Origin of the sequence: Halorhabdus tiamatea SARL4B, assembly GCF_000470655.1 — an archaeon.
Classification (GTDB): Archaea; Halobacteriota; Halobacteria; order Halobacteriales; family Haloarculaceae; genus Halorhabdus; species Halorhabdus tiamatea.
This window is the reverse complement of record NC_021921.1, coordinates 426,116-445,388: the sequence shown is the minus strand read 5'-3', so window position 1 is coordinate 445,388 and position 19,273 is coordinate 426,116. Positions and strand designations below refer to the sequence as shown.

At 64.9% G+C, this 19,273-nt stretch carries 22 protein-coding genes and 1 tRNA gene; 11 read left to right on the top strand and 12 right to left on the bottom strand.

Annotation, left to right across the window (positions count from 1 at the left end; all coding sequences use genetic code 11):
* Positions 1–98 precede the first annotated feature (98 nt).
* The 4 genes from icd (at position 99) to HTIA_RS02300 (ending at position 3,224) form a co-directional block, all read left to right on the top strand.
* Positions 99–1,376, top strand: coding sequence for an NADP-dependent isocitrate dehydrogenase (icd, locus tag HTIA_RS02315; RefSeq protein ID WP_008527414.1), 1,278 nt, complete (start codon positions 99–101; stop codon positions 1,374–1,376).
* A gap of 140 nt (positions 1,377–1,516) precedes the next feature.
* A complete protein-coding gene (locus HTIA_RS02310) occupies positions 1,517–1,984 on the top strand; it encodes a GNAT family N-acetyltransferase (RefSeq protein WP_008527415.1) in 468 nt (155 codons plus the stop codon).
* A gap of 5 nt (positions 1,985–1,989) precedes the next feature.
* Positions 1,990–2,514, top strand: a complete 525-nt coding sequence (locus HTIA_RS02305) for a DUF5817 domain-containing protein (protein ID WP_008527416.1) — start codon at positions 1,990–1,992, stop codon at positions 2,512–2,514.
* Between the two features lie 302 nt (positions 2,515–2,816).
* Complete coding sequence (locus HTIA_RS02300) at positions 2,817–3,224, top strand: hypothetical protein (RefSeq protein ID WP_148290920.1); 408 nt, start codon at positions 2,817–2,819, stop codon at positions 3,222–3,224.
* 52 nt (positions 3,225–3,276) lie between these two features.
* On the opposite strand, the gene hmgA is transcribed toward HTIA_RS02300, so the two are convergent.
* The 3 genes from hmgA to HTIA_RS02285 form a co-directional block, all read right to left on the bottom strand.
* Entirely contained in the window at positions 3,277–4,488 is a 1,212-nt protein-coding gene (gene hmgA / locus HTIA_RS02295) for a hydroxymethylglutaryl-CoA reductase (NADPH) (protein WP_008527419.1), read from the bottom strand.
* Positions 4,489–5,091: 603 nt separating this feature from the next.
* A complete protein-coding gene (locus HTIA_RS02290) occupies positions 5,092–5,334 on the bottom strand; it encodes a DUF7385 family protein (RefSeq protein ID WP_008527421.1) in 243 nt (80 codons plus the stop codon).
* A gap of 34 nt (positions 5,335–5,368) precedes the next feature.
* Positions 5,369–6,145 (bottom strand): fumarylacetoacetate hydrolase family protein, encoded by a 777-nt coding sequence (locus tag HTIA_RS02285; protein WP_008527422.1) that lies wholly within the window; start codon positions 6,143–6,145, stop codon positions 5,369–5,371.
* Between the two features lie 122 nt (positions 6,146–6,267).
* Here HTIA_RS02285 and HTIA_RS02280 point away from each other — a divergent pair, with 122 nt between their 5' ends.
* The 3 genes from HTIA_RS02280 to surE all read left to right on the top strand — a co-directional run bounded on the left by HTIA_RS02280 (position 6,268) and on the right by surE (position 9,305).
* The gene (locus tag HTIA_RS02280; protein WP_008527423.1) at positions 6,268–7,029 is read left to right on the top strand and encodes a prephenate dehydrogenase/arogenate dehydrogenase family protein; all 762 of its coding nucleotides are present in this window, start codon (positions 6,268–6,270) and stop codon (positions 7,027–7,029) included.
* Positions 7,022–8,437: a methyltransferase domain-containing protein gene (locus HTIA_RS02275; protein WP_008527424.1), complete on the top strand. Its 1,416-nt coding sequence runs from the start codon at positions 7,022–7,024 to the stop codon at positions 8,435–8,437. Before HTIA_RS02280 ends, HTIA_RS02275 begins: the two co-directional genes overlap by 8 nt.
* 67 nt (positions 8,438–8,504) lie before the next feature.
* Positions 8,505–9,305 (top strand): 5'/3'-nucleotidase SurE, encoded by an 801-nt coding sequence (gene surE, locus HTIA_RS02270; protein WP_008527425.1) that lies wholly within the window; start codon positions 8,505–8,507, stop codon positions 9,303–9,305.
* Between the two features lie 24 nt (positions 9,306–9,329).
* On the opposite strand, the gene HTIA_RS02265 is transcribed toward surE, so the two are convergent.
* The 3 genes from HTIA_RS02265 to HTIA_RS02255 all read right to left on the bottom strand — a co-directional run bounded on the left by HTIA_RS02265 (position 9,330) and on the right by HTIA_RS02255 (position 10,927).
* Entirely contained in the window at positions 9,330–9,503 is a 174-nt protein-coding gene (locus HTIA_RS02265; RefSeq protein ID WP_008527426.1) for a DUF5786 family protein, read from the bottom strand.
* Positions 9,504–9,568: 65 nt separating this feature from the next.
* Positions 9,569–10,405, bottom strand: coding sequence for an HD domain-containing protein (locus HTIA_RS02260; protein ID WP_008527427.1), 837 nt, complete (start codon positions 10,403–10,405; stop codon positions 9,569–9,571).
* A gap of 45 nt (positions 10,406–10,450) precedes the next feature.
* A complete protein-coding gene (locus HTIA_RS02255; protein WP_008527428.1) occupies positions 10,451–10,927 on the bottom strand; it encodes a redoxin domain-containing protein in 477 nt (158 codons plus the stop codon).
* Between the two features lie 141 nt (positions 10,928–11,068).
* Between HTIA_RS02255 and HTIA_RS02250 the strand changes: the two genes are divergently transcribed.
* The 3 genes from HTIA_RS02250 to HTIA_RS02240 all read left to right on the top strand — a co-directional run bounded on the left by HTIA_RS02250 (position 11,069) and on the right by HTIA_RS02240 (position 13,317).
* The gene (locus HTIA_RS02250) at positions 11,069–11,347 is read left to right on the top strand and encodes a twin-arginine translocase TatA/TatE family subunit (protein ID WP_008527429.1); all 279 of its coding nucleotides are present in this window, start codon (positions 11,069–11,071) and stop codon (positions 11,345–11,347) included.
* A 74-nt stretch (positions 11,348–11,421) separates the two neighbouring features.
* Positions 11,422–11,494: transfer RNA gene (locus tag HTIA_RS02245), tRNA-Arg, on the top strand.
* A gap of 290 nt (positions 11,495–11,784) precedes the next feature.
* Positions 11,785–13,317, top strand: coding sequence for a cryptochrome/photolyase family protein (locus tag HTIA_RS02240; protein WP_008527430.1), 1,533 nt, complete (start codon positions 11,785–11,787; stop codon positions 13,315–13,317).
* Between the two features lie 63 nt (positions 13,318–13,380).
* Here the strand turns inward: HTIA_RS02240 and HTIA_RS02235 are convergent, their stop codons facing one another.
* Both HTIA_RS02235 and HTIA_RS16775 read right to left on the bottom strand, forming a co-directional pair.
* Positions 13,381–14,418 (bottom strand): sulfite exporter TauE/SafE family protein, encoded by a 1,038-nt coding sequence (locus HTIA_RS02235; RefSeq protein ID WP_008527432.1) that lies wholly within the window; start codon positions 14,416–14,418, stop codon positions 13,381–13,383.
* 3 nt (positions 14,419–14,421) lie between these two features.
* Positions 14,422–14,571, bottom strand: coding sequence for a DUF7512 family protein (locus HTIA_RS16775; RefSeq protein ID WP_021029283.1), 150 nt, complete (start codon positions 14,569–14,571; stop codon positions 14,422–14,424).
* A 379-nt stretch (positions 14,572–14,950) separates the two neighbouring features.
* On the opposite strand from HTIA_RS16775, the gene HTIA_RS02230 reads away from it, so the two are divergent.
* Positions 14,951–15,790, top strand: a complete 840-nt coding sequence (locus HTIA_RS02230) for a universal stress protein (protein WP_008527436.1) — start codon at positions 14,951–14,953, stop codon at positions 15,788–15,790.
* A 6-nt stretch (positions 15,791–15,796) separates the two neighbouring features.
* On the opposite strand, the gene HTIA_RS02225 is transcribed toward HTIA_RS02230, so the two are convergent.
* From HTIA_RS02225 to HTIA_RS02210, 4 genes are read right to left on the bottom strand one after another with little or no spacing between them, the layout of a single operon-like run.
* A complete protein-coding gene (locus HTIA_RS02225; RefSeq protein ID WP_008527438.1) occupies positions 15,797–16,954 on the bottom strand; it encodes an inorganic phosphate transporter in 1,158 nt (385 codons plus the stop codon).
* A gap of 25 nt (positions 16,955–16,979) precedes the next feature.
* Positions 16,980–17,429: a YeeE/YedE family protein gene (locus HTIA_RS02220; RefSeq protein ID WP_008524360.1), complete on the bottom strand. Its 450-nt coding sequence runs from the start codon at positions 17,427–17,429 to the stop codon at positions 16,980–16,982.
* Positions 17,429–17,920 (bottom strand): YeeE/YedE family protein, encoded by a 492-nt coding sequence (locus HTIA_RS02215; protein WP_008524363.1) that lies wholly within the window; start codon positions 17,918–17,920, stop codon positions 17,429–17,431. The genes HTIA_RS02220 and HTIA_RS02215 overlap by 1 nt, the downstream gene beginning before the upstream one ends.
* Positions 17,921–17,929: 9 nt before the next feature.
* The gene (locus HTIA_RS02210; protein WP_008524364.1) at positions 17,930–19,123 is read right to left on the bottom strand and encodes an MBL fold metallo-hydrolase; all 1,194 of its coding nucleotides are present in this window, start codon (positions 19,121–19,123) and stop codon (positions 17,930–17,932) included.
* Between the last annotated feature and the right edge of the window lie 150 nt (positions 19,124–19,273).

The following is a 19,273-nucleotide window of genomic DNA, read 5'->3' as shown; positions in this document are numbered from 1 at the left end:
AAGTCACAGCCGAAGACGGAATCGCGGAAAGGCGTGCCGGAAGCGTGATTCTCGCGGAAAGCGGCAGGCCTTTGTGGACCACGGGCGAGGATCGGGATATGGTAAACGAATACGACCAGGTCTCTGTGCCCAGCGAGGGACAGCCCATCGAGGTCATCGACGAGGACGAAGACATTCTCGACATCCCCGAGAACCCGATCGTGCCGATCATCCACGGCGACGGGATTGGCACGGACGTCGGCCCGGCCGCCCAGAAAGTGCTCAACGCCGCCGCCGAGGCGACCGGCCGCGAGATCGCCTGGATGCGCGTCTACGCCGGCGAGTCCGGCCGCGAGCGCTACGACGAGAACCTGCCCGACGACACCGTCAACGCGATCGACGAGTTCCGCGTCGCGATCAAAGGGCCGCTGACGACGCCCGTCGGCGCTGGCTTCCGATCGCTGAACGTCGCGCTCCGCCAGACGCTTGACTTCTATGCGAACGTCCGGCCGACGTACTATCTCGACGGCGTCCCCTCGCCGATGAAAGCCCCCGAGGAGATGGACATGGTGACTTTCCGAGAGAACACCGAGGACGTCTACGCCGGCATCGAGTGGGAGGCCGGCACCGACGAGGTCGAGCAGGTCCGGGAGTTCGTCGAGGACGAGATGGGCTTCGACGAGACGATGCACGACGGCCCGATCGGGATCGGCATCAAGCCGATCACCGAGTTCGGCTCGAAACGGCTCGTCCGAAAGGCCATCGACTACGCTATCGAGCACGACCGGGACACGGTCACGCTCGTCCACAAGGGCAACATCATGAAGTTCACCGAGGGGCAGTTCGGCGACTGGGGGATGGAGGTCGCCGAGGAGGAGTACCCCGACGAGGAGGTCTTCGCCGCGCCCGACTCCCTGTGGGAGACCCAGGACGAGGTCGACATCCCCGAGGATGCCGTCATGGTCGAGGAGCGCCTCGCCGACGCCATGCTCCAGTGGATGCAGCTCCGGACCGACGAGTTCGACGTTTTGGCGATGCCGAACCTCAACGGCGACTACTTGAGCGACGCTGCCGGTGCGCAGATCGGCGGCCTCGGGATCGCACCCGGAGCGAACTTCGGCGACGCCCGCGTCCTGGCCGAGCCGGTCCACGGCAGTGCGCCGAAACGCGCCGGCCAGAACATGGCCAACCCGACCGCGATGATCCTCTCCGGGCGGCTCATGTTCGATTACATGGGCTGGGACGAGGCCGCCGACCTCGTGCGTGACGCCGTCGAGGAGACCATCTCGTCGGGGAAGGTCACCTACGACCTCGAACGCCAGCTCGACGACGCCGAGAAGCTCGGTACCGAGGAGTACGCCGAGGAGATCGTCGCGAACATCGAGAGACTGGCGTAAACCAGTCTCTCGGGCTCTGGCGGCGTAGCCGCCAGAACATCGAAGAGATGGCGTAAGACGGCCGTTCCAGCGACCCTTCTCGCACTCGTTCGAACGCAACGCCCTTTGGCTTCGGTGGAGTACCTCCGTCACTCACAACGATGGACAATACCGATTATCGGATCGAAGTCGACGGCGACCGTGAGGACGCCTACGACGTCCGCTTTGCCGTTTTCGTCGAGGAACAGGGCGTCGATCCTGCTATCGAGATCGACGAGCACGAGGATACAGCTACGCACTTCGTCGCCTACGCCGACGACGAACCGGTCGGTGCCACACGATTGCGTGAACCAGAAGACGGCATCGGCAAGGTCGAACGCCTGGCTGTTCTCGGGTTTCACCGCGGCCAGGGACTCGGCCGACAACTCATGGACGCCGTCGAGGCCGAGGCCAGGCGGGAGGGCCTGGAGCGACTCACCCTCCACGGCCAGGTTCGCGTCGTCGAGTTCTACGAACACCTGGGCTACGAACAGGAAAGCGACGAGTTCGAGGAAGCTGGTATCACACATGTGAAAATGGCCAAATCGATCGACCGAGCGGAGGATTCAAGCGCCCCCGGTCGGACGTGACGAGCATGTACTCGGTGGTCGGCTGTACGGAGTGCAGCGCGCTGTGGGTGATCGAAGGGCGACCCGAAACCTCGCAGTGTCCACGATGTGGCAAACGTCGGCAGTTCGACCTCCTGCGGAAGTTCGCACAGACCGAAACTGCCGACGCCGCACGGCAAGCCCGCGCCGCGATGCTTGCCGAACGCCAGGATCTGGGCGAGGCGTTCGATGGGTTAGATTCCTACGCCGAGATGGAGGCGGAGGTGTCCGAGGCGGTGATCGGCGACGACGAATATCTCGAATCGAAGGGCGTCGACAGCGACGCCGCGTTCGAGGCTGGACGACGCGCCACGGAAGGGACCGGCGGATCGACCAGTCGCGAGGAGATCGTCCGTGAAGCACTCGCTGAACTCGACGATCCGGACGAGGACTCGATTGTCGAATACGCCGCCGAGCGTGGGGTTCCCGAGGGCTACACCCAGCGAGCGCTCCAGTCGCTGGTCCAGGCCGGTGACGTCAGCGAAAGTCGCGGAACGTATCGACTCGTTTGACTGCGCTATGCGATTCCGAGTGCTCGGAGCACGCCGCAAGCGAGCAGCAGGATCGTCAACGCCCGCTTGATCATGCCGAGCCAGGGCTGGACGCGTCCGGGGATCGAATCGTCGTCTGTGGCCATGTCTTTCACTCCTGGAGACGCCCGTCGGTGCTCGCCGACGGCCGCCGAGTGTTCCTTCGCGGACGGGACATAAACCGCTCAGCCGTCCGCGCCCGGTGAAAGTGAAGGTGTTCGGAGTCCCAGCGACCCACTCCGGGATCGCACAGTTTCAAGAGGGGCGGCCGTGTACACGGAGACGTGACTACTCGTGAGTCAGACGATTGGATGGCCGCCGAACCGGTGATCGGCGGGATCGCCCTCGTCTTCGCTGGCATCGTCGCCGCAAGCGTCCACGCCGTGGGCGCGACCATTCGAATCGGTGGCTACGAGTTACTCAGCGTCGTGGCTGCCGCCGCCGCGATCGGCCTGGGGACGTGGGGGCTATACGCGGCGACTGAGGGCCGATACCGGACTGGCGTCGGCTCACTCTCGGGGGCGGCCGGCTTCACGCTCGTCTTTCTCGCCCCACTCGCGCGGTCTGCCGTCCTGTTCGCCGCCGTCGGCGGCCTCTTTCTGGTCCTCAGTGGTCTGTTCCTGATCGCGACCGGGTTCGGCTACGCCGTCGTCGTCGACGACACGGCACAAGCGCCGGCCGACGACGAGTGATCGACAGCCCGGAAAAGCGGTGGGGGTGTCGACCGAGCCGCTCGGCAGCCGATCACCGACCGAGCTGTTCGTGGGCGCTGGAAAGGTGGCGCGACGCCAGCGCGCCCAGCAGCGAGAGCTCGCCGGCGAGTGCGGCTGTCGCGATGATTTCCGCGAGTGCTTCGGCGTTCGAGCCGACCGGATCGCCGCCGCCGGCGAGGCCGAGGACCGACAGTGCTTCGGACTGCGTCGGCAATGCGGTCCCGCCGCCGACGGTTCCCACTTCGAGTGATGCGAGCGTCACGCTGGCGTAGAGGCCGTCTTCGCGGGCTTCGAGACTCGTGATCGCGTTGGACCCCTCGACGACCTGGGCCTCGTCCTGGCCCAGTGCGAGGAAGGCCGCGCCGACGATGTTGGCGACGTGGGCGTTGAACCCGAGACTCCCCGCCTTCGCACTCCCGACGAGGTTCTTGCGGGTGTTGACGGCGGCGATGTCTTCACTGGTCGCGTGGAAGGTGTCCTCGACGAGTTCGTCGGGGATGAAGACGTCGGCAGCGACTGTATACCCCCGTCCCTCGACGGCGTTGATCGCGGCCGGCTTCTTGTCGGAACAGAGGTTCCCCGAGAGCGCGACGAGTTCGGCAGGCGTCTCTTCTTCGACGAACTCGGCGGCCGCCTCGCTGGCGATGGTGACCATGTTCATCCCCATGGCGTCGCCGGTGTCATAGCGGAACCGGAGGAACACCGAATCGCCGACGACGTACGGCGTGACGTCCTCGAAGGCGATGTGCGGGTCGGTGTCCTCGGCGACGGCGGCGAGTTCGGCCTCGTTCTCGCGAACCCAGTCGGCGACGGCCTTGGCCTCGCCGACGTCCTCGACGCTGAACACCGGCGCGCGGGTGATTCCCGACTTCATGATGCGGGCGGTCGACCCGCCGGCGTCCCGGATCGCCGTGACGCCACGGTTGACGCTCGCGACCAGGGCACCTTCAGTCGTCGCCAGCGGGACGTGGTACTCGCCGTCGGCCGCCTCGCCGTCGACGGGCAGAGGCCCCGTGACACCCATCGGGATCTGGACCGCCCCGATCATGTTCTCGATGTTCGGCTCGGCGTCGGCGGCGTCGATCGTATACGAGCCAACTTTCTCCAGGTCGGCGTCGGTCTCTTCTTCGACGTACGCACGACGTGCAGCCGTCGCGTCGTCCGGATCGGCGATGTCCTCGAGTTCGTATAGCCGAAGCTCCCCGCTGCGGAGGCGCTCGACCAGGTCAGTTACCGCTGCCATGCCCGTACACTCGACAGCCCGGCCCCTAACAGTTTGCCTTCCGGGCAGACTGACACGGTCTGCCGATCAAATCAATATGGTGATACGTCAGCCGCCATCAGAAAGTGTTAATAAGTACCACGTCGTATTGTAACGTCCCCCACGGAAGTCGCGGGGGCACACTGGACGCCGACGCTCCGGATCGAAGCGACGAGACGGAGCGAGGTAGGGGCCACAACCGAAACGCCCGTAAAAAGGCGGCAAGGACACAGGTCTCGAAGGAGGACCGAACCGGCCTGACCGTCGACCGCCATGGCGGTCGAAAACGAAGGCCAACTACCGGAGCACGTGCAAACGGGCTTCGGGAACACGGACGGCAACGCCGGCGAAAATCCGGCTCACGTCAGCTGATGCGGGCACAGCCGGCCGTTCCGGCTACACCCCTTCGCTTCGCGAAGGGAACACCCGGTGGGAATCCGGGCAACGCCCTTGGCTGGCAAGACCCGGTCGAAATCCGGGTAACGCCGTCGCCGGCCGACCGGCCGGGGACAACGTCTCCCGTCCAGGCTCAATCCGTGACGTCCGGCTTCTGGGGCTCACCTTCGATCGGTCGCCACCGGCAAGTCAATGCGTCAGCACCAGCAACTGCTCGTCCGTCCGAACCAGACAGAACGGGCCCGGTGGCGAGTTGAACGTGTGCAGCCGCTTTTCGGACACCAGCAGACGCTCGAACGGGCGACCGCAGGCCGGACAGGCGAACCCCTCGCGGTTTTCGAGGTGGGTCGTCTCCCGATCGTCTGTGAGTAACTTGAGTCCGTGGCGGTACTCGTGAAAATCGAACCCGTCCTCGACGTCGAGTTGTTCCATAGCTCAGTGGCGGTAGCGTCGGTTGGCGGGTGGTTTACTCGGGGATGTGAACGCCGTGGCGAAGCGTCCCGATCCCCTCGATCTCGATCTCGACGGTGTCGCCGTCTTCGAGCGGCCCGACCCCGGCGGGAGTTCCCGTCGCGATCACGTCGCCGGGCTCGAGGGTCATGTAGTCGGTGATCTCGGCGATCAACTCGGGCACGGAGAACACCATGTCCTCGCGGCTTCCCGACTGCCGCTGTTCGCCGTTGACCCGGAGTTCGATGCTCGCGTCCGCCGGAACTTCTTCGGGAGTAGCCAGCACTGGCCCCATCGGTGCGGCGTTGTCGAAGGCCTTCCCCCGGACCCAGTTGGTCTCGCGGCGTTGGTCGTCGCGATTCGAGAGGTCGTTGAAGCAGGTGTAGCCCGCGATGACGTCTTCGGCGTCGCTCTCGCTCACGTCGTGGCAGGTCTCGCCGATGACGACGGCGAGTTCGGCCTCGTGGTCGATGCGTTCCTTGCCGGCCAAAAGCGAGACCGTCGAGCCGTGGCTCGCGACGGTGTTCGGCGGCTTCAAGAAGAGTAGCGGGCGATCGGGCACGTCGGCGTCCTGCTCGTCGGCGTGATCGACGTAGTTGCGCCCGATACAGACGGTCTTCGTCGGTTGGGCGGGCGAGAGGACGTCGACGTCGTCGGCCGGATAGGTGTGTTCGTCCGCCGCCACGGAGTCGGGCTCACCGAGCGCAGTCGTGACGTACGCTGTCTCGTCCTCGGTGATCCATCGGCCCCCCCGAATCGTTCCTGCCGGGTCACGAAAGCGGACGCGCTTCATGGACCGGGTTATCCATTCGGGGGTGTTAGCGCTTTCGACCCATAATTTACCGGTACCGTTCGCTGCTATCGCGGAGTGGCGAGGCGAACTCCTTTTGAATCGCCCCGGAGTACCGAATCAGCATGGACGTACTCGTCGTCGGGGCGGGGGACATGGGCCAGTGGTTCGCCCGAGCCCTCGACGCACACGCCGCTGACCCACCGGATCTCGCGTTTCTCGACACCGATTCGACAGTAGCTCGGACCGCTGGCGACACCGTCGGCGGCCGAACCGTCTCGCCTGAGACGACCGAGCACTTCGATCTCGTCTGCGTCGCCGTTCCGATGCCAGTGACTGTCGACGCGATCGAAACGTACGCCGCGAACGCCGACCGGGCAATCTGTGACCTCGCGGGGATCATGGCCGACCCCGTCGCAGCGATGGCCGAGCACGCGCCCGACTGTGAACGAGTCAGCTTTCACCCGCTCTTTGCACCATCGAACGCGCCCGGTAACGTGCCGCTGGTGGCTGAAGAACCGGGACCCGTCACGAATCAGGTTCGTGCGGCGCTGACAGCCGCCGGCAACGACCTCTTCGAGACGACGCCAGCCGAGCACGACGCGGCGATGGAGACCGTCCAGGCCCGGACACACGCCGCGATCCTGGCGTTCGGCCTGGCCGCCGAGTCCGTTCCCGAACGGTTCCAGACGCCGATCTCTGCCGGGCTGTTGGACCTGCTCGAAACCGTCACCGCCGGCGAACCGCGCGTCTACGCCGACATCCAGGCCGCCTTCGACGGGGCCGAGGACGTGGCGACGGCTGCCGAGCGACTCGCCGAGGCCGACGACGAAACGTTCGAGGAGCTCTACCGGAGCGCCCGCCCGGGGGAACCGACCGATGAGTGACGAGCGCGACGCAATCCTCGACAGCGTTCGGTACCTCCGGAATGTCAGACCGATCGATCCAGACGAGATCAGGGAGTACGTGCCGGATCGGCCCCATCCGGGCGTCGTCACCCAGACGATCCGGGAGTCGGCCGTCGAACTCGGACTCAAGGAGCGCGAGGACGGCCGGTTCGTGCCGGCCCCCGAGGGACCGCTCGACGCAATTGTCGAACAGGTCGCGGCGTTCCCGGAACGCTACGCCCGTATTCTGGAGGATCTGCTCGTCGGGGAGTTCGGGGCTGGCTGGCCCGAGGGAGAGTCAGGTAAGCGACTCCGCTCGCGCATCCGATCAGTCAAGGAATCCTACCTCGAAGGGGCCGACGTCACCTACGACCGGGAGACTGCGCTCGCCTACGCCGTCTATCACCTCCCGGACTACTACGCCGTCGGGCAATACGCGCTGGAGCCACTCCTGGCCGACGATCGACTGCCGGCACAGCTCCGGGTACTCGATGTCGGGGCCGGCGTCGGCGGCCCGGCACTGGGACTGCTCGATCTCGTGTGTGAAGCCGGCGGCATCGTCGACTACCACGCCGTCGAGCCCAGCGACGCCGCCGACGTTCTCTCGGAGGTCCTGGACGAAACGGGGCGAAACGCACACACGACCGTCCATCGCGAGCGAGCCCAAGACTTCGAGCCGGACGACACCTTCGACCTCATCGTCTTCTCGAACGTCCTCGACGAACTCGATTCGCCCGCGACCGTCCTCCGCAAGTACGCTGACGCGCTCGAACCTGATGGGTCAATTCTGGCACTTTCGCCAGCCGACAAGCGAACGGCGACCGGCCTCAGGACGACCGAACGCGCCGTCGAGGACACCTACACGATCTACGCGCCGACCGTGCGTCTCTGGCCCGGCGAGACCCCTGCCGGAGCGTGCTGGTCGTTCGACCGCCGACCCGATCTGGCAATGCCACCGTTCCAGGAACGACTCGACGACGCTTGTGACGATGCGGACCACGACGACGGCGAGTTCGAGAACGCCGACGTCCAGTACGCCTATTCGATCCTCCGGTCGGACGGCGCGACGGCGATCGAGTACACGCCGGACGGCTCACGTGTCTCGAAGATGGCTGACGCAGACGGCTACGTCACCGACCGGATCGACGTCGTCGGGATCAAACTCAGTCCGGACCTGCGGTCGGGCCCCGACGCGAACCCGCTCTTTCTGGTGAGTGACGGTAGCGAGCGGACAGACCACTTCGCCGTGTTGACGCGGGAATCGACACTCAATCGTGATCTGGTCGCGAGTCAGTACGGCGACTTGCTCTCCTTCGAGAACGTCCTGGCGCTGTGGAACGACGACGAGGAGGCGTACAACCTGGTCGTCGACGCCGAGACGGTTGTCGACAGCGTGGCAGTCCCCTGAGCGGGAGAGGGTCAACGCCGGGTACCCGGCGAGGAAGACTTTTGCGCCCGCCGGCCAGAACGAGTCCATGACCGACGAGCCCACGATCTTGCTGACGAACGACGACGGCATCGACAGCGTCGGGATTCGGGCGCTTTACGACGCGCTCTCTCCTGTCGGTGAGGTCACAGCTGTCGCGCCGGCTGACGACCGGAGCGCCGTCGGTCGGTCGATATCGACAAACGTCGGCGTGACCGAACACGAACTCGGGTACGCCATCGACGGGACGCCGACGGATTGTGTCGTCGCCGGGATGGAGGTTCTCCTCGACGACGTCGACCTCGTCGTCGCTGGCTGTAACGACGGCGCGAACCTGGGGGCGTACGTCCTGGGCCGATCCGGGACGGTGAGTGCAGCCGTCGAAGCGACGTTCTTCGACGTGCCGGCGATCGCCGTCTCGATGTACGTCCCCGTCCGGGACGACGACAAGTGGGAGCCACTCACGGAAGCCCCCGAGTCCTACGCGAACGCGACACGCGCCACGCGGTATCTCGTCGAACAGGCGCTGGAGTCGGGCGTCTTCGAGCACGCTGACTACCTCAACGTCAACGCACCGCTGGCCGTCGACGGAGCGGCGACTGCACCGATGGAGATTACGACGCCGTCACGGGTCTACGAGATGGGGGCCCTCAAAAACGGCGATGAGATCGAACTCCACGATCGTATCTGGGAGTGGATGGCAGAGGGGACCATTCCCGATCCCGACGGGACCGATCGCCGAGCCGTCGTCGAGGACCGGATCAGCGTCTCGCCGCTGACTGCCCCCCACACGACGGAGCGCCACGAGGCACTCGACGAACTGGCCGAGGAGTACGAGAGAAGCGAGTAGAGAAAGCATCCGCCGACAGCCGATTCAGTCTTTCATGTCCTGGAGTTTGTCCAGGAGTTCGTCCTGTGAGGCGTCCGCTTCGAAGCTCACGTCCCCGTCGTGGTCGGTCGCATCGACGTCGACGCTCTCGCTGTCGTCGATGTCCGATCCACTGGCCTGATTCTCCTGCTCGGTTTCATCGTAGCTTCCGAAGCCCATAACAATAGGAAATAGGGGCGCGCCACTCTAAAACCGTCCGGTGTTGGATTCGTTGTGAGAGTCGGTCACAGTTCGATCCGCTCGACGATCCGCTCGGTGTCCTGGCGGGTGTTGACGGCGACGATCCGGAGGAACTCCTCGAGTCCCGAGTCCCGGAGTTTCGCCTTCAGGAGGTTGTCGACCTGGTAGACGCCTGCGGCGTTGGTCATCTCGATCTCGACGAGGACCGGCACGCTATCGCCGGGCCGGAGGTTGACTGCCTCGATGGCCTGGCTGGAGACCGTGTTGATCCCACGTCCACCCTGTTCGTAGGGGAATCGCGAGCGCCCGCTCTCCATATCGAGCGCGTCGGCCACGCGGACGACGCCGGCCTCGAGCGTCAGTGGTTCCTCTGCCGTGTCGTGACCCAGGATTGCGTGGAGGACTTCGCCCTTGAGCCGAACCGCCTCGGCCACGTCGTAGAAGGGCAACTCCGGGAGGACCCGATCCAGCAAGTCCGCCGCGAGTGGGATCGAGTAGTAGGGATGATCGTCCCGATGGACGACGTGACCGATATCGTGTAGCGTCGCCGCCAGAGCGACGATGACCGGTTCGTCAGCCTCGTCGAGTCCCTGCTGCCGTGCGCCGTTGAACGTCACGCCACCCTCTTTGAGCAGGTCGTACAGACACAGCGCGCGGTTGCGGACGATCTCGATGTGTTTCTCGCCGTGGTCGTTGTACTGTTTGCGCGCGACGGGATTGACGTTCTGTGCGGAGAGATACGCCTGGATTTCGGCGTCACCGTTGATGTACGTCAAGACCTCGTTGAGCCGCTCGTCCGGAAACGCGTGGTCGCTCGCTGAATCGTAAATCCGGCCCTCGGTATCGTCGTTGTCTCCTGTGGGGTCTGTCGCGTCGCTCATACGGACCCAAACGGCGCGGTCGAGAAAAATCGGTCGGCTACGCGATCAGGCTGCGTCGGCTGCGGCTTCGATCACTTCGTCGTAGTCCGGCTCGACACCGGGATCGTCGCTGACCCACGCGTAGGTGACCTCGCCGTCCTTGTCGATGACGAACACCGAGCGTTTGGCGACGTCGTAGACGCCCAGGTCGTCGAAGTCCATCGTGAGGTCGTAGGCGTCGACGATCTCCTTTTCGGCGTCGCTGATGAGGTCGAACGGGAGTTCGAGCTTCTCGCGGAACTCGTTGAGCGCGAACGGCGAGTCGACGCTGATGCCGTACAGCGTCGCGCCGGCGTCCTCGACCTCCGCGATGCGATCGCGGAACGCGGCCATCTCGTGGCTGCAGACGCTCGTGAACGCGCCCGGGAAGAACGCCAGCACGAGCGGCGCGTCGTCGAGATGCTCCGAGAGGGTAACGGAGCCGATGTCGCCGTTCGCGAGTGGTGCGGTGAAGTCAGGGGCAGTGTCGCCTTCGGATACCATTGCGTGTCAGCATACGGATGAGCCACCGAAAGGTGTACCGCTCTCGACAACTGTGTCCGCAGTCGTGGACGAGCGACCACCCCGACAACGCGGCGACTAGCAAAAAGACTATAATAGACAGTAGGTAAGAATCAGATAGCGATGATCGAAACAACCATCCTGCAACTGGGTATCCCCGGCGGGCCGGAGGTACTCCTCCTCCTGTTGCTTGCCGTCCTCCTGTTCGGGGCGAACAAGATTCCGAAACTCGCTCGCTCGAGCGGTCAGGCCATCGGCGAGTTCCAGAAGGGGCGCGAACAGGTCGAACAGGAACTCGAAGAGATTCAGGGCGGCGGTTCGGACGAGGGCACCGAAGACGAGTTCGGCGCGGCGGATACCGAGCGGGAAACGATGACCGAGACCAACACGGAAGATAACTGAGCGAGTTGGCGTCCGGTGGGTCGAGCGCCATCAAACCCAACAGTTTTTCTTCGACCTCTCCCCATTCCCAGCCAGGACGCGTGGCCTAGGGGATAGGGCGAGAGGTTCCTAACCTCTCGATCGCGGGTTCGAATCCCGCCGCGTCCGCTTCGTTCCTCACTTCGTTCGTCACTCAGCGGCCGCGGCGACCTTCGCGAACGCGCCGCGTTCGCTCAGTCCCGATAGACGAGCGAAGCGAGTCTATCGACGTTCGCCTCGTTTCACTCGGCGAACTCCCGCCGCGTCCGTAGCGACGACCGAAGGGAGGAGCGGAGGACCAAGGGATTCGAACCCGGGGAGTCGATCTCCCATCGAACCAGTAACCACAACCACTGCGGGCGTGCCTTTACCCATCTCGATTCCGAACAGACGCGTATGCACCGCGGGAGAGGTCTTCGATGACCGTCTGGGTCCTTGGTGATCAGCTCTCGGGCGAGCGCGGCCCCGTTGCCGAGCGATCCGACGAACCAGTGCTGCTGATCGAAGCGCGATCGTTCGCCGAGCGCCTGCCCTATCATCCGCACAAGCTCGTGCTGGTTTTCAGCGCGATGCGACACTTCCGGGACGAACTTCGTGAGGGCGGGCGGGAAGTACGGTACTATCAGGTGGAGACATTCGAGGACGGACTGACAGCCTATTTCGAGGAGTACCCGCACGACGACCTCACACTCATGCGTCCGGCTGGCGGTGGATCCGAACGACTGCAAAAACTCGTCGCCGACGCCGGCGGCCACCTGAACGTCGTCGAGAACGACCGCTTTCGGTGCTCGCAGGCGCAGTTCGATGAGTGGGATGCCGACAGGGACGCCGACGGTTACCGCCACGAGGACTTCTACCGGTACATGCGCCGGGAGACCGGCTATCTGATGGACGACGGCGAACCGGTCGGTGGCGAGTGGAACTACGACGAGGACAACCGCGAGACCCCGCCCGCCGAGTGGTCCCCACCGGAGCCACCCGCGTTCGAACCTGACGAGACCACGCGCGAGGTGGGCGAGTGGGTGACCGACCGCTTCGACGGTGGATACGACGAGGCCCCATACGGCGGATCCTGGGCCGACCCAGAGCCGTTTCGGTGGCCAGTGACGCGGGAGCAAGCCCTCGACGTGCTCGAGGACTTCTGTCAGAATCGACTGACAGATTTCGGCCCGTATCAGGACGCCATGCGCCGGGACGCCTGGGCGATGAGTCACTCCCTGCTCTCGACGAGTCTCAACCTCGGATTGCTCCATCCCAGTGAGGTGATCGAGCGGGCGATCGAGGCATACGAGCGTGAGAGTGCACCGCTCAACAGCGTCGAAGGGTTCGTTCGTCAGGTGCTCGGGTGGCGGGAATTTATGCGGCACGTCTACCGCCGAGAGCAGGACCGGCTCGCCGGGGCCAATCAACTCGACGCGACCGAGCCACTACCCGACTTCTTCTGGACTGGCGAGACCGACATGGCCTGTCTCGCGGACGTGATCGACGGGGTTCGCCGTCGCGGGTACTCCCATCACATCGAACGACTGATGGTGCTTTCGAACGTCGCGACCACGTTCGGCGTCGATCCACAGGTACTCAATCGCTGGTTTCACGCCGCCTACGTCGATGCCTTTCACTGGGTGACGACGCCCAACGTCGTCGGGATGGGCACGTTCGCCAGCGACGTCCTCTCGACGAAACCGTATACGGCTACAAGCAACTACGTCGATCGGATGAGCGATTACTGCGGTACCTGTCCGTATTACAAGACGAAAACGACTGGCGAGAACGCGTGTCCGTTCAACGCGCTGTACTGGGACTTTCTGGGGCGCAACGAGGACCGCCTCCGGTCGAACCACCGGATGGGACTGGTTTACAGCCACTGGGACGACAAGGACGAGCGCGAACGCGACGCGATCCGCGACCGCGCGACGGCGATCCGGCGAGCGGCGCGTAAGAACGAATTGTAACGAGTCGACGATCCGACGGCGGGCGCGTCGACTCGACTGGCGCGTACGAACTCGGGTTGGTGATCAGTCAGCCGGAGTGACGTCTGCCGTCTGCGTGTCCGCTCTGATCGCACTGACTGCACTGTAGATGACGGCACTTCCCACTGCGAGGGCCGAGAGCATGATCAGGCCGAAACTCACGACCTGTAGGGCGTCGCTCCCGAAGGCGTTGCCGAGTTGACGGAGCGCGACGGCGATCGAGCCGCCGACGAGCATCAGCCCGAAGTAGATCTTGATCTCGCTTTCGTCGACCAGGCTGGTGGCTGTCGACCCGATTCGAGCGCCGAGTGCGCTCCCCGCCAAAAGCGGCGCGACGATCGAGAGATCGACGCCGCCTTCGAGTCCGTAGAGGAACGACCCGAGGCCGCCCGAGAAGACGATCTCGAAGAGGTCGGTTCCGACGGCGATCGGGACGGGTACCCCGATCAGGTAGAACATCGCGGGCATCCGGATGAAGCCGCCGCCGACGCCCAGGAATCCGGAGAGGAGCCCGGTCGCGAAGGCGACGCCGAGCACCATCCACAGCGAGACCTTGATCCCGCCACCGATCGTCATCATCGGCGGGACGGTGTAAGACTGGATCTTCTTGGCGATGTCCGGAATGTCGTCCGGCTCGATCTCAGCGTCGGCGTCGTGTTGCTCCTCGATCGATTCGTCGCCATCGTTGCGGAGCGCGTTCCGCGTGACGAACAGGCCGACGCCGCCAAGCAGGACGACGTACGTGACGCCGACGATCAGGCCCGCAAGTCCCCGATCTTGCAGGAAGTACAGTCCGATCCGCCCGACCTCGATGCCGGCCGTCGTCCCGACGATCATGAGGCCGCCGAGCTTGTAGTCGACCTGGCCGAGATCACGGTGTTTGAGCGTCGCGATGACGGCCGTCCCGAAGACGAAGGCCATCCCGCTCCCGACGGCCGTGGTCGTCTCGAAGCCCATGATCATCAGCGCCGGCGTCACGAGGAAGGATCCGCCCATTCCGAAGAAGCCGAACAGTACGCCGACCATGAAGCCAAAGCCGACGAACAGCAGTAGCATGCTCGCGGCGAGTCCGAACAGTTCCATGGGTTAGAGTGTACGAATGCGTTCGACGAGCGGTTCGGCGAGGACACTCGAGAGCGCGCCGTACCCCAGATAGAGGACGGCTGCCTCGAGCAACACTGCCCCCACGAGCGTCCCTGCCTGCAGTATTTGGGCTCCCGATCCCAACCCTAGCATCGCTCTCCCCTCGCAGTCGATCGTGTATGTATTTGGATCATCCCTTCAATACCCCATATTCTACGGGTGGGTAAAACGCTTTTGAACAGTCTGCACAATATTACAAACACGTATCTGCTACGTAACCGACTAGAATATTTTCATAACTTATTCAGATATAGTACATCGACGCACAGTGCGCGTTTCTGGCTTCGCGTTAGCTCGGCTGAAACTGGAATTACCGGCGATTTAGTCCGGTTTCCGGATGCTGTGGTTCGTGGCTGGTCGCCGCGTCGTTGGCGTCGTCGGCCACCAGGGTCATGAAGGGTGGCCGCCATCCTCGACCGAATAGTCTTGAACAATCAAAGCAATATTATAGTCGCGTCTCCAAGCGGTCTGTATGAAGGCCGTATACGCAACGGACCTCTCAGAGGCAAGTGAAGCAGCGATCGCCAACGAGACGTGTCTGGAGTGTCTCGGGCGGATCGGCGTCGAGGCGTTCCACCTCGTGACAGTCGTCCCGTCGAACGTCCACGCCGGGATGCCCGGGATGAACTTCGAGAAACGACGCCAGACAGCACTCGATCGCTACCGGGAAACGTTCGAAGATGCCGGGTTCGACGTCGAAACCCACGTCGTACGCGGGACACCCCATCGCCGGATCAACGGGCTCGCGGAGTCGGTCGGTGCGAGTCTCACGATCGTCGGCTCGCGCGGATCGAGTCCACTGGAGAATCGCTTCATCGGTTCGACAGCCCGGAACCTCGCGCGGACGTCGGTGACGCCGCTGCTCGTCAATCGGATCCAGCGGGCGACGGACGATCCTGCCGTCCTGGAAGAACACCTCTTCCAGCGGATGCTGTACGCGACTGACTTCTCGGAGAACGCCCAGGAGGCCTTCGAGGCGTTCTCCTATCTCCGGCACGCGGCCGAGGAAGCGACGCTGGTTCACGTCCAGACGCCCGCCGACCCGGAGCCGGATGACGACCCTCGCGATCGGCTCGACGAACTGGCCGGGAGACTCGAGGACTGGGACATCGAGACGCGCCTGGATGTCCGCCAGGGCGATCCCGTCGAGGAGATCCTCGCTGCCGAGGACGACCACGATCCGACGACGACGCTGGTCGGTTCGCGAGGCCACAGTCGACTCCGTCGACTCCTGCTGGGCAGTGTCTCCGAGGACGTCGTCGCGAAGGCCGACGGCAACGTGATGCTCGTCCCACCGAAGCGCGTCGCCTGAATCTTCTTAACCGATTCGCAGGACAGTGACAGCGCCATAGCCGAGCCCCAGCGACAGCGCGAGCGAGCCGACCCACGCGAGAACAGTTATCGTCAGCTTTCGTCCGCTGACGTCGGCTCCGCCCACCGCCATCCCGCTGACGATGATCTCGTTGAACGAGACCGGGACGCCGAGCAAGACCGCGAGTTGGGCAATCAGAAACGACGGGACGAGCGTCGCGATCGAGCGCCGCGGGCCCAGCGAAGCATACTCCTGGGAGAGGGCCGTGATCATCCGCGGTGCACCGGTCCAGGAGCCCACCAGGATGCCAAGCCCGCCGCCGAGCAGGATCGCGAACGTGGGGACCATCGACTGCCCCTCGAAGAGCGGGAGCAACGGACCGACGGCGAGCCCGACCTGACTCGCGCCGGCCGAGAACGCCACGAGCGAGCCGAGCGCGAGCAGGAAACGCCGAAGTCCACCAGTCAGATCGCGGCCCACGTCCCACCGGACGACGAGTGCACTCGCGACGGCGGCGAGGCCGGTAACCAGCGGCACCGAAAAACGGCCACCCGCTGGCACCACGCGCCCGCCCGCAGTCGCGATCGTCCCGCCGACGCTCCCGAGGAACGCGAACTCCAGGTTGACGACCACTGCGCCGACGATCGCGGCCAGGATGGGCACGCTCACGTCCTCGGGCACGTCCGGGCGGGGGAGCGTTCGAGCGATCGCGAACGCGACCGCGCCGCCGCCGATCGGCGTCAGGACCCACAGCGCGCCGACTTCCTGATACTTCGCCCACGCCGGATCGCCGCCCATCGCGAGGCCGACGCCGATCACTGCGCCGGTCACCGTGAAGGCCGTCGCGATCGGGTAGCCGGTCTTGATCCCGATCGCCATCAGCCCCGCGCCGATCAACAGGACGGCGATGACGCCCGTCGCCGGGAGTGTCACTCCCTCGACGAGGCCGTTCCCGACAGCTTCCGAGACGTTCCCACCCTGGGTTACCGCGCCGAGAAAGCCCAGGACACCGACGACGAAGGCCGCCCGGAGCGTCGAGATAGCGTTGGCCCCGACGGCAGGGGCAAACGGTGTCGCGCCGCTCGATCCCGCCCCGATGACCCACGCCATGAACAGGCTCGCGAGGCTTGCGACGACGAACAGTGCAATCGTGGCTGGATCCATAGAATGCAGCAAATAGAGAACGCGCTTAGTTCGTTCGTTCGCGCCAGACGCCCTGGAGGTACGCGCCGATGAACATCCCGGCGATGGCGAGCAGGATCGGCCAGTTGCCGATCCCCAGGCTCGCGTAGCCCGACCCCGGACAGACACCGGAGATCCCCCAGCCGAGGCCGAAGATCGCCCCGCCGATCAGGACGTTCCGATCGAAGGACTTCAGCCGGCGGCCGTAGGTGTCGCCGGTCAGCGGCGCACGCTCGCGAAGGCGTGGCATCACCACGAAGGCCAGCCCCGAAACGACTGCCGCGCCGAACATCACGAACAGCAGGCCGAGATCGGTGAGCTGGAGGAAGTCCAGCACGACTTCCGGGCGTGCCATGTGACTCGCGGCGAGGCCAAAGCCGAAGACGAGTCCGCCGAGGAGGATCACCGGCATGAACAGCGGGTGCCGCCCGCTGTCGGGGTCGTTCGCGCCCGCCATCAGGGACTCACCCCCAGTGCCATGACGACCTGGGCCGTCGCGATGGCGACGCCCAGGAAGGTGATCACGCCGACCAGCGACGTCTTCGAGCGCGACCCGATCCCGCAGACGCCGTGCCCGGACGTACAGCCTTTGCCGAGTCTGGTGCCGATCCCGACGAGGATCCCGCCGGCCAGGAGTCGCCAGGGCTGGACGTCGGTCGTCCAGGCTTCGCCCTGCCATATGAGGGCGTAGACGGCCGCCCCGAGGACGATCCCGACGGTGAAGACGATCCGCCAGTCACGCGAGGCGCGGTACTGCTGAAAGCGCGAGCGATCCGAGACGTACGTCAGCGTCGACTCGAGGAAGGAACTCGCGCCGGGAGCGATGGCGGTGGCCGCGTAGATGATGGCGGTTCCGAGGCCGACGAACAGCCCGCCGACGGCGTAGCGAGTGATCCCTTCCGGGAACAGCGTCTCGAACAGCGACAGGACGATAGGGTCCGGGAACATGCTCTCCGATCAGTCTCCGGCCAGTGAATCCTGGCTGGCCGCGCAGTTGTTCGGCCCGAGTTCGAGGCTGAAGGCCTCCTCGTCGTCGATCCGGTGCTGGCCGAGGTTGGTCGCGATGATGTCCTCGTAGTTGGCCGGCCGGGGTGGCATGTCCGCCAGGATCAGTTCCACGAAGTCCGCCTCGTCCATCGAGAGGGCGTCCATCTCCGCCCGGAGATCCCCGAGCGTCGCGGTGTAGGTGCCGTCGGCGGCGGGTTCGGCCGCGTCGCTCGTGTGGCCACCGGCGATCAGGACGTCGTCGGACAGCGTGAGGATGCGTTCCTGCAGCGTCTCATAGAGCTGCTGGGCCGCGTCTTCAGCGCCCGCGTCGCCGGCCTCCAGGTCCGGCCGGGCGACGCTCTCGACGAACAGCCCGTCGCCGGTCGCGAGCAGGGCGTCGCCGACGAGATAGGAGGTCATGCCGGTCGTGTGGCCGGGGGTGTGGATCGCCTCGATTTCGACGTCGCCGACGGTGAAGACGTCGCCGTCTTCGGCGCCAGTCAGGTCGTCTGCGTCTTCGACGCCGCGGTCGATCGCCGCGGCGGGCAGGACGGCCTCGACGCTCGCCTCGGCGAGTGCGCGAATCCCCGAGACGTGGTCGGCGTGAACGTGTGTATCGAGTGCGTAGCGGAGGTCGGCCCCGTGCTCTTTGGCGTCGTCCAGGTAGCGGTCGGTAAAGGCCCGAAGCGGGTCGATCACCGCGGCCTCGCCGTCGTCGACGACGAGGTAGCCCAGACAACCGCTCGAGGGCCGCTGATACTGAACGACGGTGCCCGGGCCGTCGTAGCCCGAGACTTCGACGGCCTCGTAGATCTCCGCCCAGCCGTTCATGCCGAGCGCGACGCTTTCGGCGTCGTAGCCCCGGTCCTTCAGCACGCCGGCGATGTACTCGCTCGCCTCTCCCTTCGCACAGATAACGGTAACCGTTCCACCGTCCGGAATCGACTCGAAGACGCCGTCGCCGATGTCGTCGTCGAGGAACTCGTAGTAGGGCACGTTGATCGTCTCAACGGTCTCGCCATCGATGTGCCACTCCTCGTAGTCGCTCCCGGTACGCACGTCGAGGAGGGTGACCGACTCGCCGTCGTCGATTCGCTGCTTGAGCGCCTTCGGCTCGATCGTCGGTGCCGACTGCTCGGGTTCGGGGAAGTCAACGTCAGCCATTGGTGTCGCCCGTTCGTATCGCTCGCTCGCACATAAGTGTTCCCATAGTATTGGAAAGAACTCACAATATCCTCCGGGACCGTAGTGTTGTACATTGTGTATATTGACGGGGCATTGAATTACTTTGATATAACCGACCCCGGTAATCAG

Bases quoted from the DNA above. Each gene is read 5' to 3' on its own strand.
- HTIA_RS02275 (WP_008527424.1), top strand. From the start codon at position 7,022: ATGAGTGACGAGCGCGACGCAATCCTCGACAGCGTTCGGTACCTCCGG.
- HTIA_RS16775 (WP_021029283.1), bottom strand. From the start codon at position 14,571: ATGCTAGGGTTGGGATCGGGAGCCCAAATACTGCAGGCAGGGACGCTC.
- HTIA_RS02260 (WP_008527427.1), bottom strand. From the start codon at position 10,405: ATGAGCGACGCGACAGACCCCACAGGAGACAACGACGATACCGAGGGC.
- HTIA_RS02250 (WP_008527429.1), top strand. From the start codon at position 11,069: ATGATCGAAACAACCATCCTGCAACTGGGTATCCCCGGCGGGCCGGAG.
- HTIA_RS02210 (WP_008524364.1), bottom strand. From the start codon at position 19,123: ATGGCTGACGTTGACTTCCCCGAACCCGAGCAGTCGGCACCGACGATC.
- HTIA_RS02280 (WP_008527423.1), top strand. From the start codon at position 6,268: ATGGACGTACTCGTCGTCGGGGCGGGGGACATGGGCCAGTGGTTCGCC.
- HTIA_RS02310 (WP_008527415.1), top strand. From the start codon at position 1,517: ATGGACAATACCGATTATCGGATCGAAGTCGACGGCGACCGTGAGGAC.
- HTIA_RS02305 (WP_008527416.1), top strand. From the start codon at position 1,990: ATGTACTCGGTGGTCGGCTGTACGGAGTGCAGCGCGCTGTGGGTGATC.
- icd (WP_008527414.1), top strand. From the start codon at position 99: ATGGTAAACGAATACGACCAGGTCTCTGTGCCCAGCGAGGGACAGCCC.
- HTIA_RS02265 (WP_008527426.1), bottom strand. From the start codon at position 9,503: ATGGGCTTCGGAAGCTACGATGAAACCGAGCAGGAGAATCAGGCCAGT.
- HTIA_RS02240 (WP_008527430.1), top strand. From the start codon at position 11,785: ATGACCGTCTGGGTCCTTGGTGATCAGCTCTCGGGCGAGCGCGGCCCC.
- HTIA_RS02215 (WP_008524363.1), bottom strand. From the start codon at position 17,920: ATGTTCCCGGACCCTATCGTCCTGTCGCTGTTCGAGACGCTGTTCCCG.
- HTIA_RS02225 (WP_008527438.1), bottom strand. From the start codon at position 16,954: ATGGATCCAGCCACGATTGCACTGTTCGTCGTCGCAAGCCTCGCGAGC.
- HTIA_RS02220 (WP_008524360.1), bottom strand. From the start codon at position 17,429: ATGGCGGGCGCGAACGACCCCGACAGCGGGCGGCACCCGCTGTTCATG.
- surE (WP_008527425.1), top strand. From the start codon at position 8,505: ATGACCGACGAGCCCACGATCTTGCTGACGAACGACGACGGCATCGAC.
- HTIA_RS02285 (WP_008527422.1), bottom strand. From the start codon at position 6,145: ATGAAGCGCGTCCGCTTTCGTGACCCGGCAGGAACGATTCGGGGGGGC.
- HTIA_RS02235 (WP_008527432.1), bottom strand. From the start codon at position 14,418: ATGGAACTGTTCGGACTCGCCGCGAGCATGCTACTGCTGTTCGTCGGC.
- HTIA_RS02230 (WP_008527436.1), top strand. From the start codon at position 14,951: ATGAAGGCCGTATACGCAACGGACCTCTCAGAGGCAAGTGAAGCAGCG.
- HTIA_RS02255 (WP_008527428.1), bottom strand. From the start codon at position 10,927: ATGGTATCCGAAGGCGACACTGCCCCTGACTTCACCGCACCACTCGCG.
- hmgA (WP_008527419.1), bottom strand. From the start codon at position 4,488: ATGGCAGCGGTAACTGACCTGGTCGAGCGCCTCCGCAGCGGGGAGCTT.
- HTIA_RS02290 (WP_008527421.1), bottom strand. From the start codon at position 5,334: ATGGAACAACTCGACGTCGAGGACGGGTTCGATTTTCACGAGTACCGC.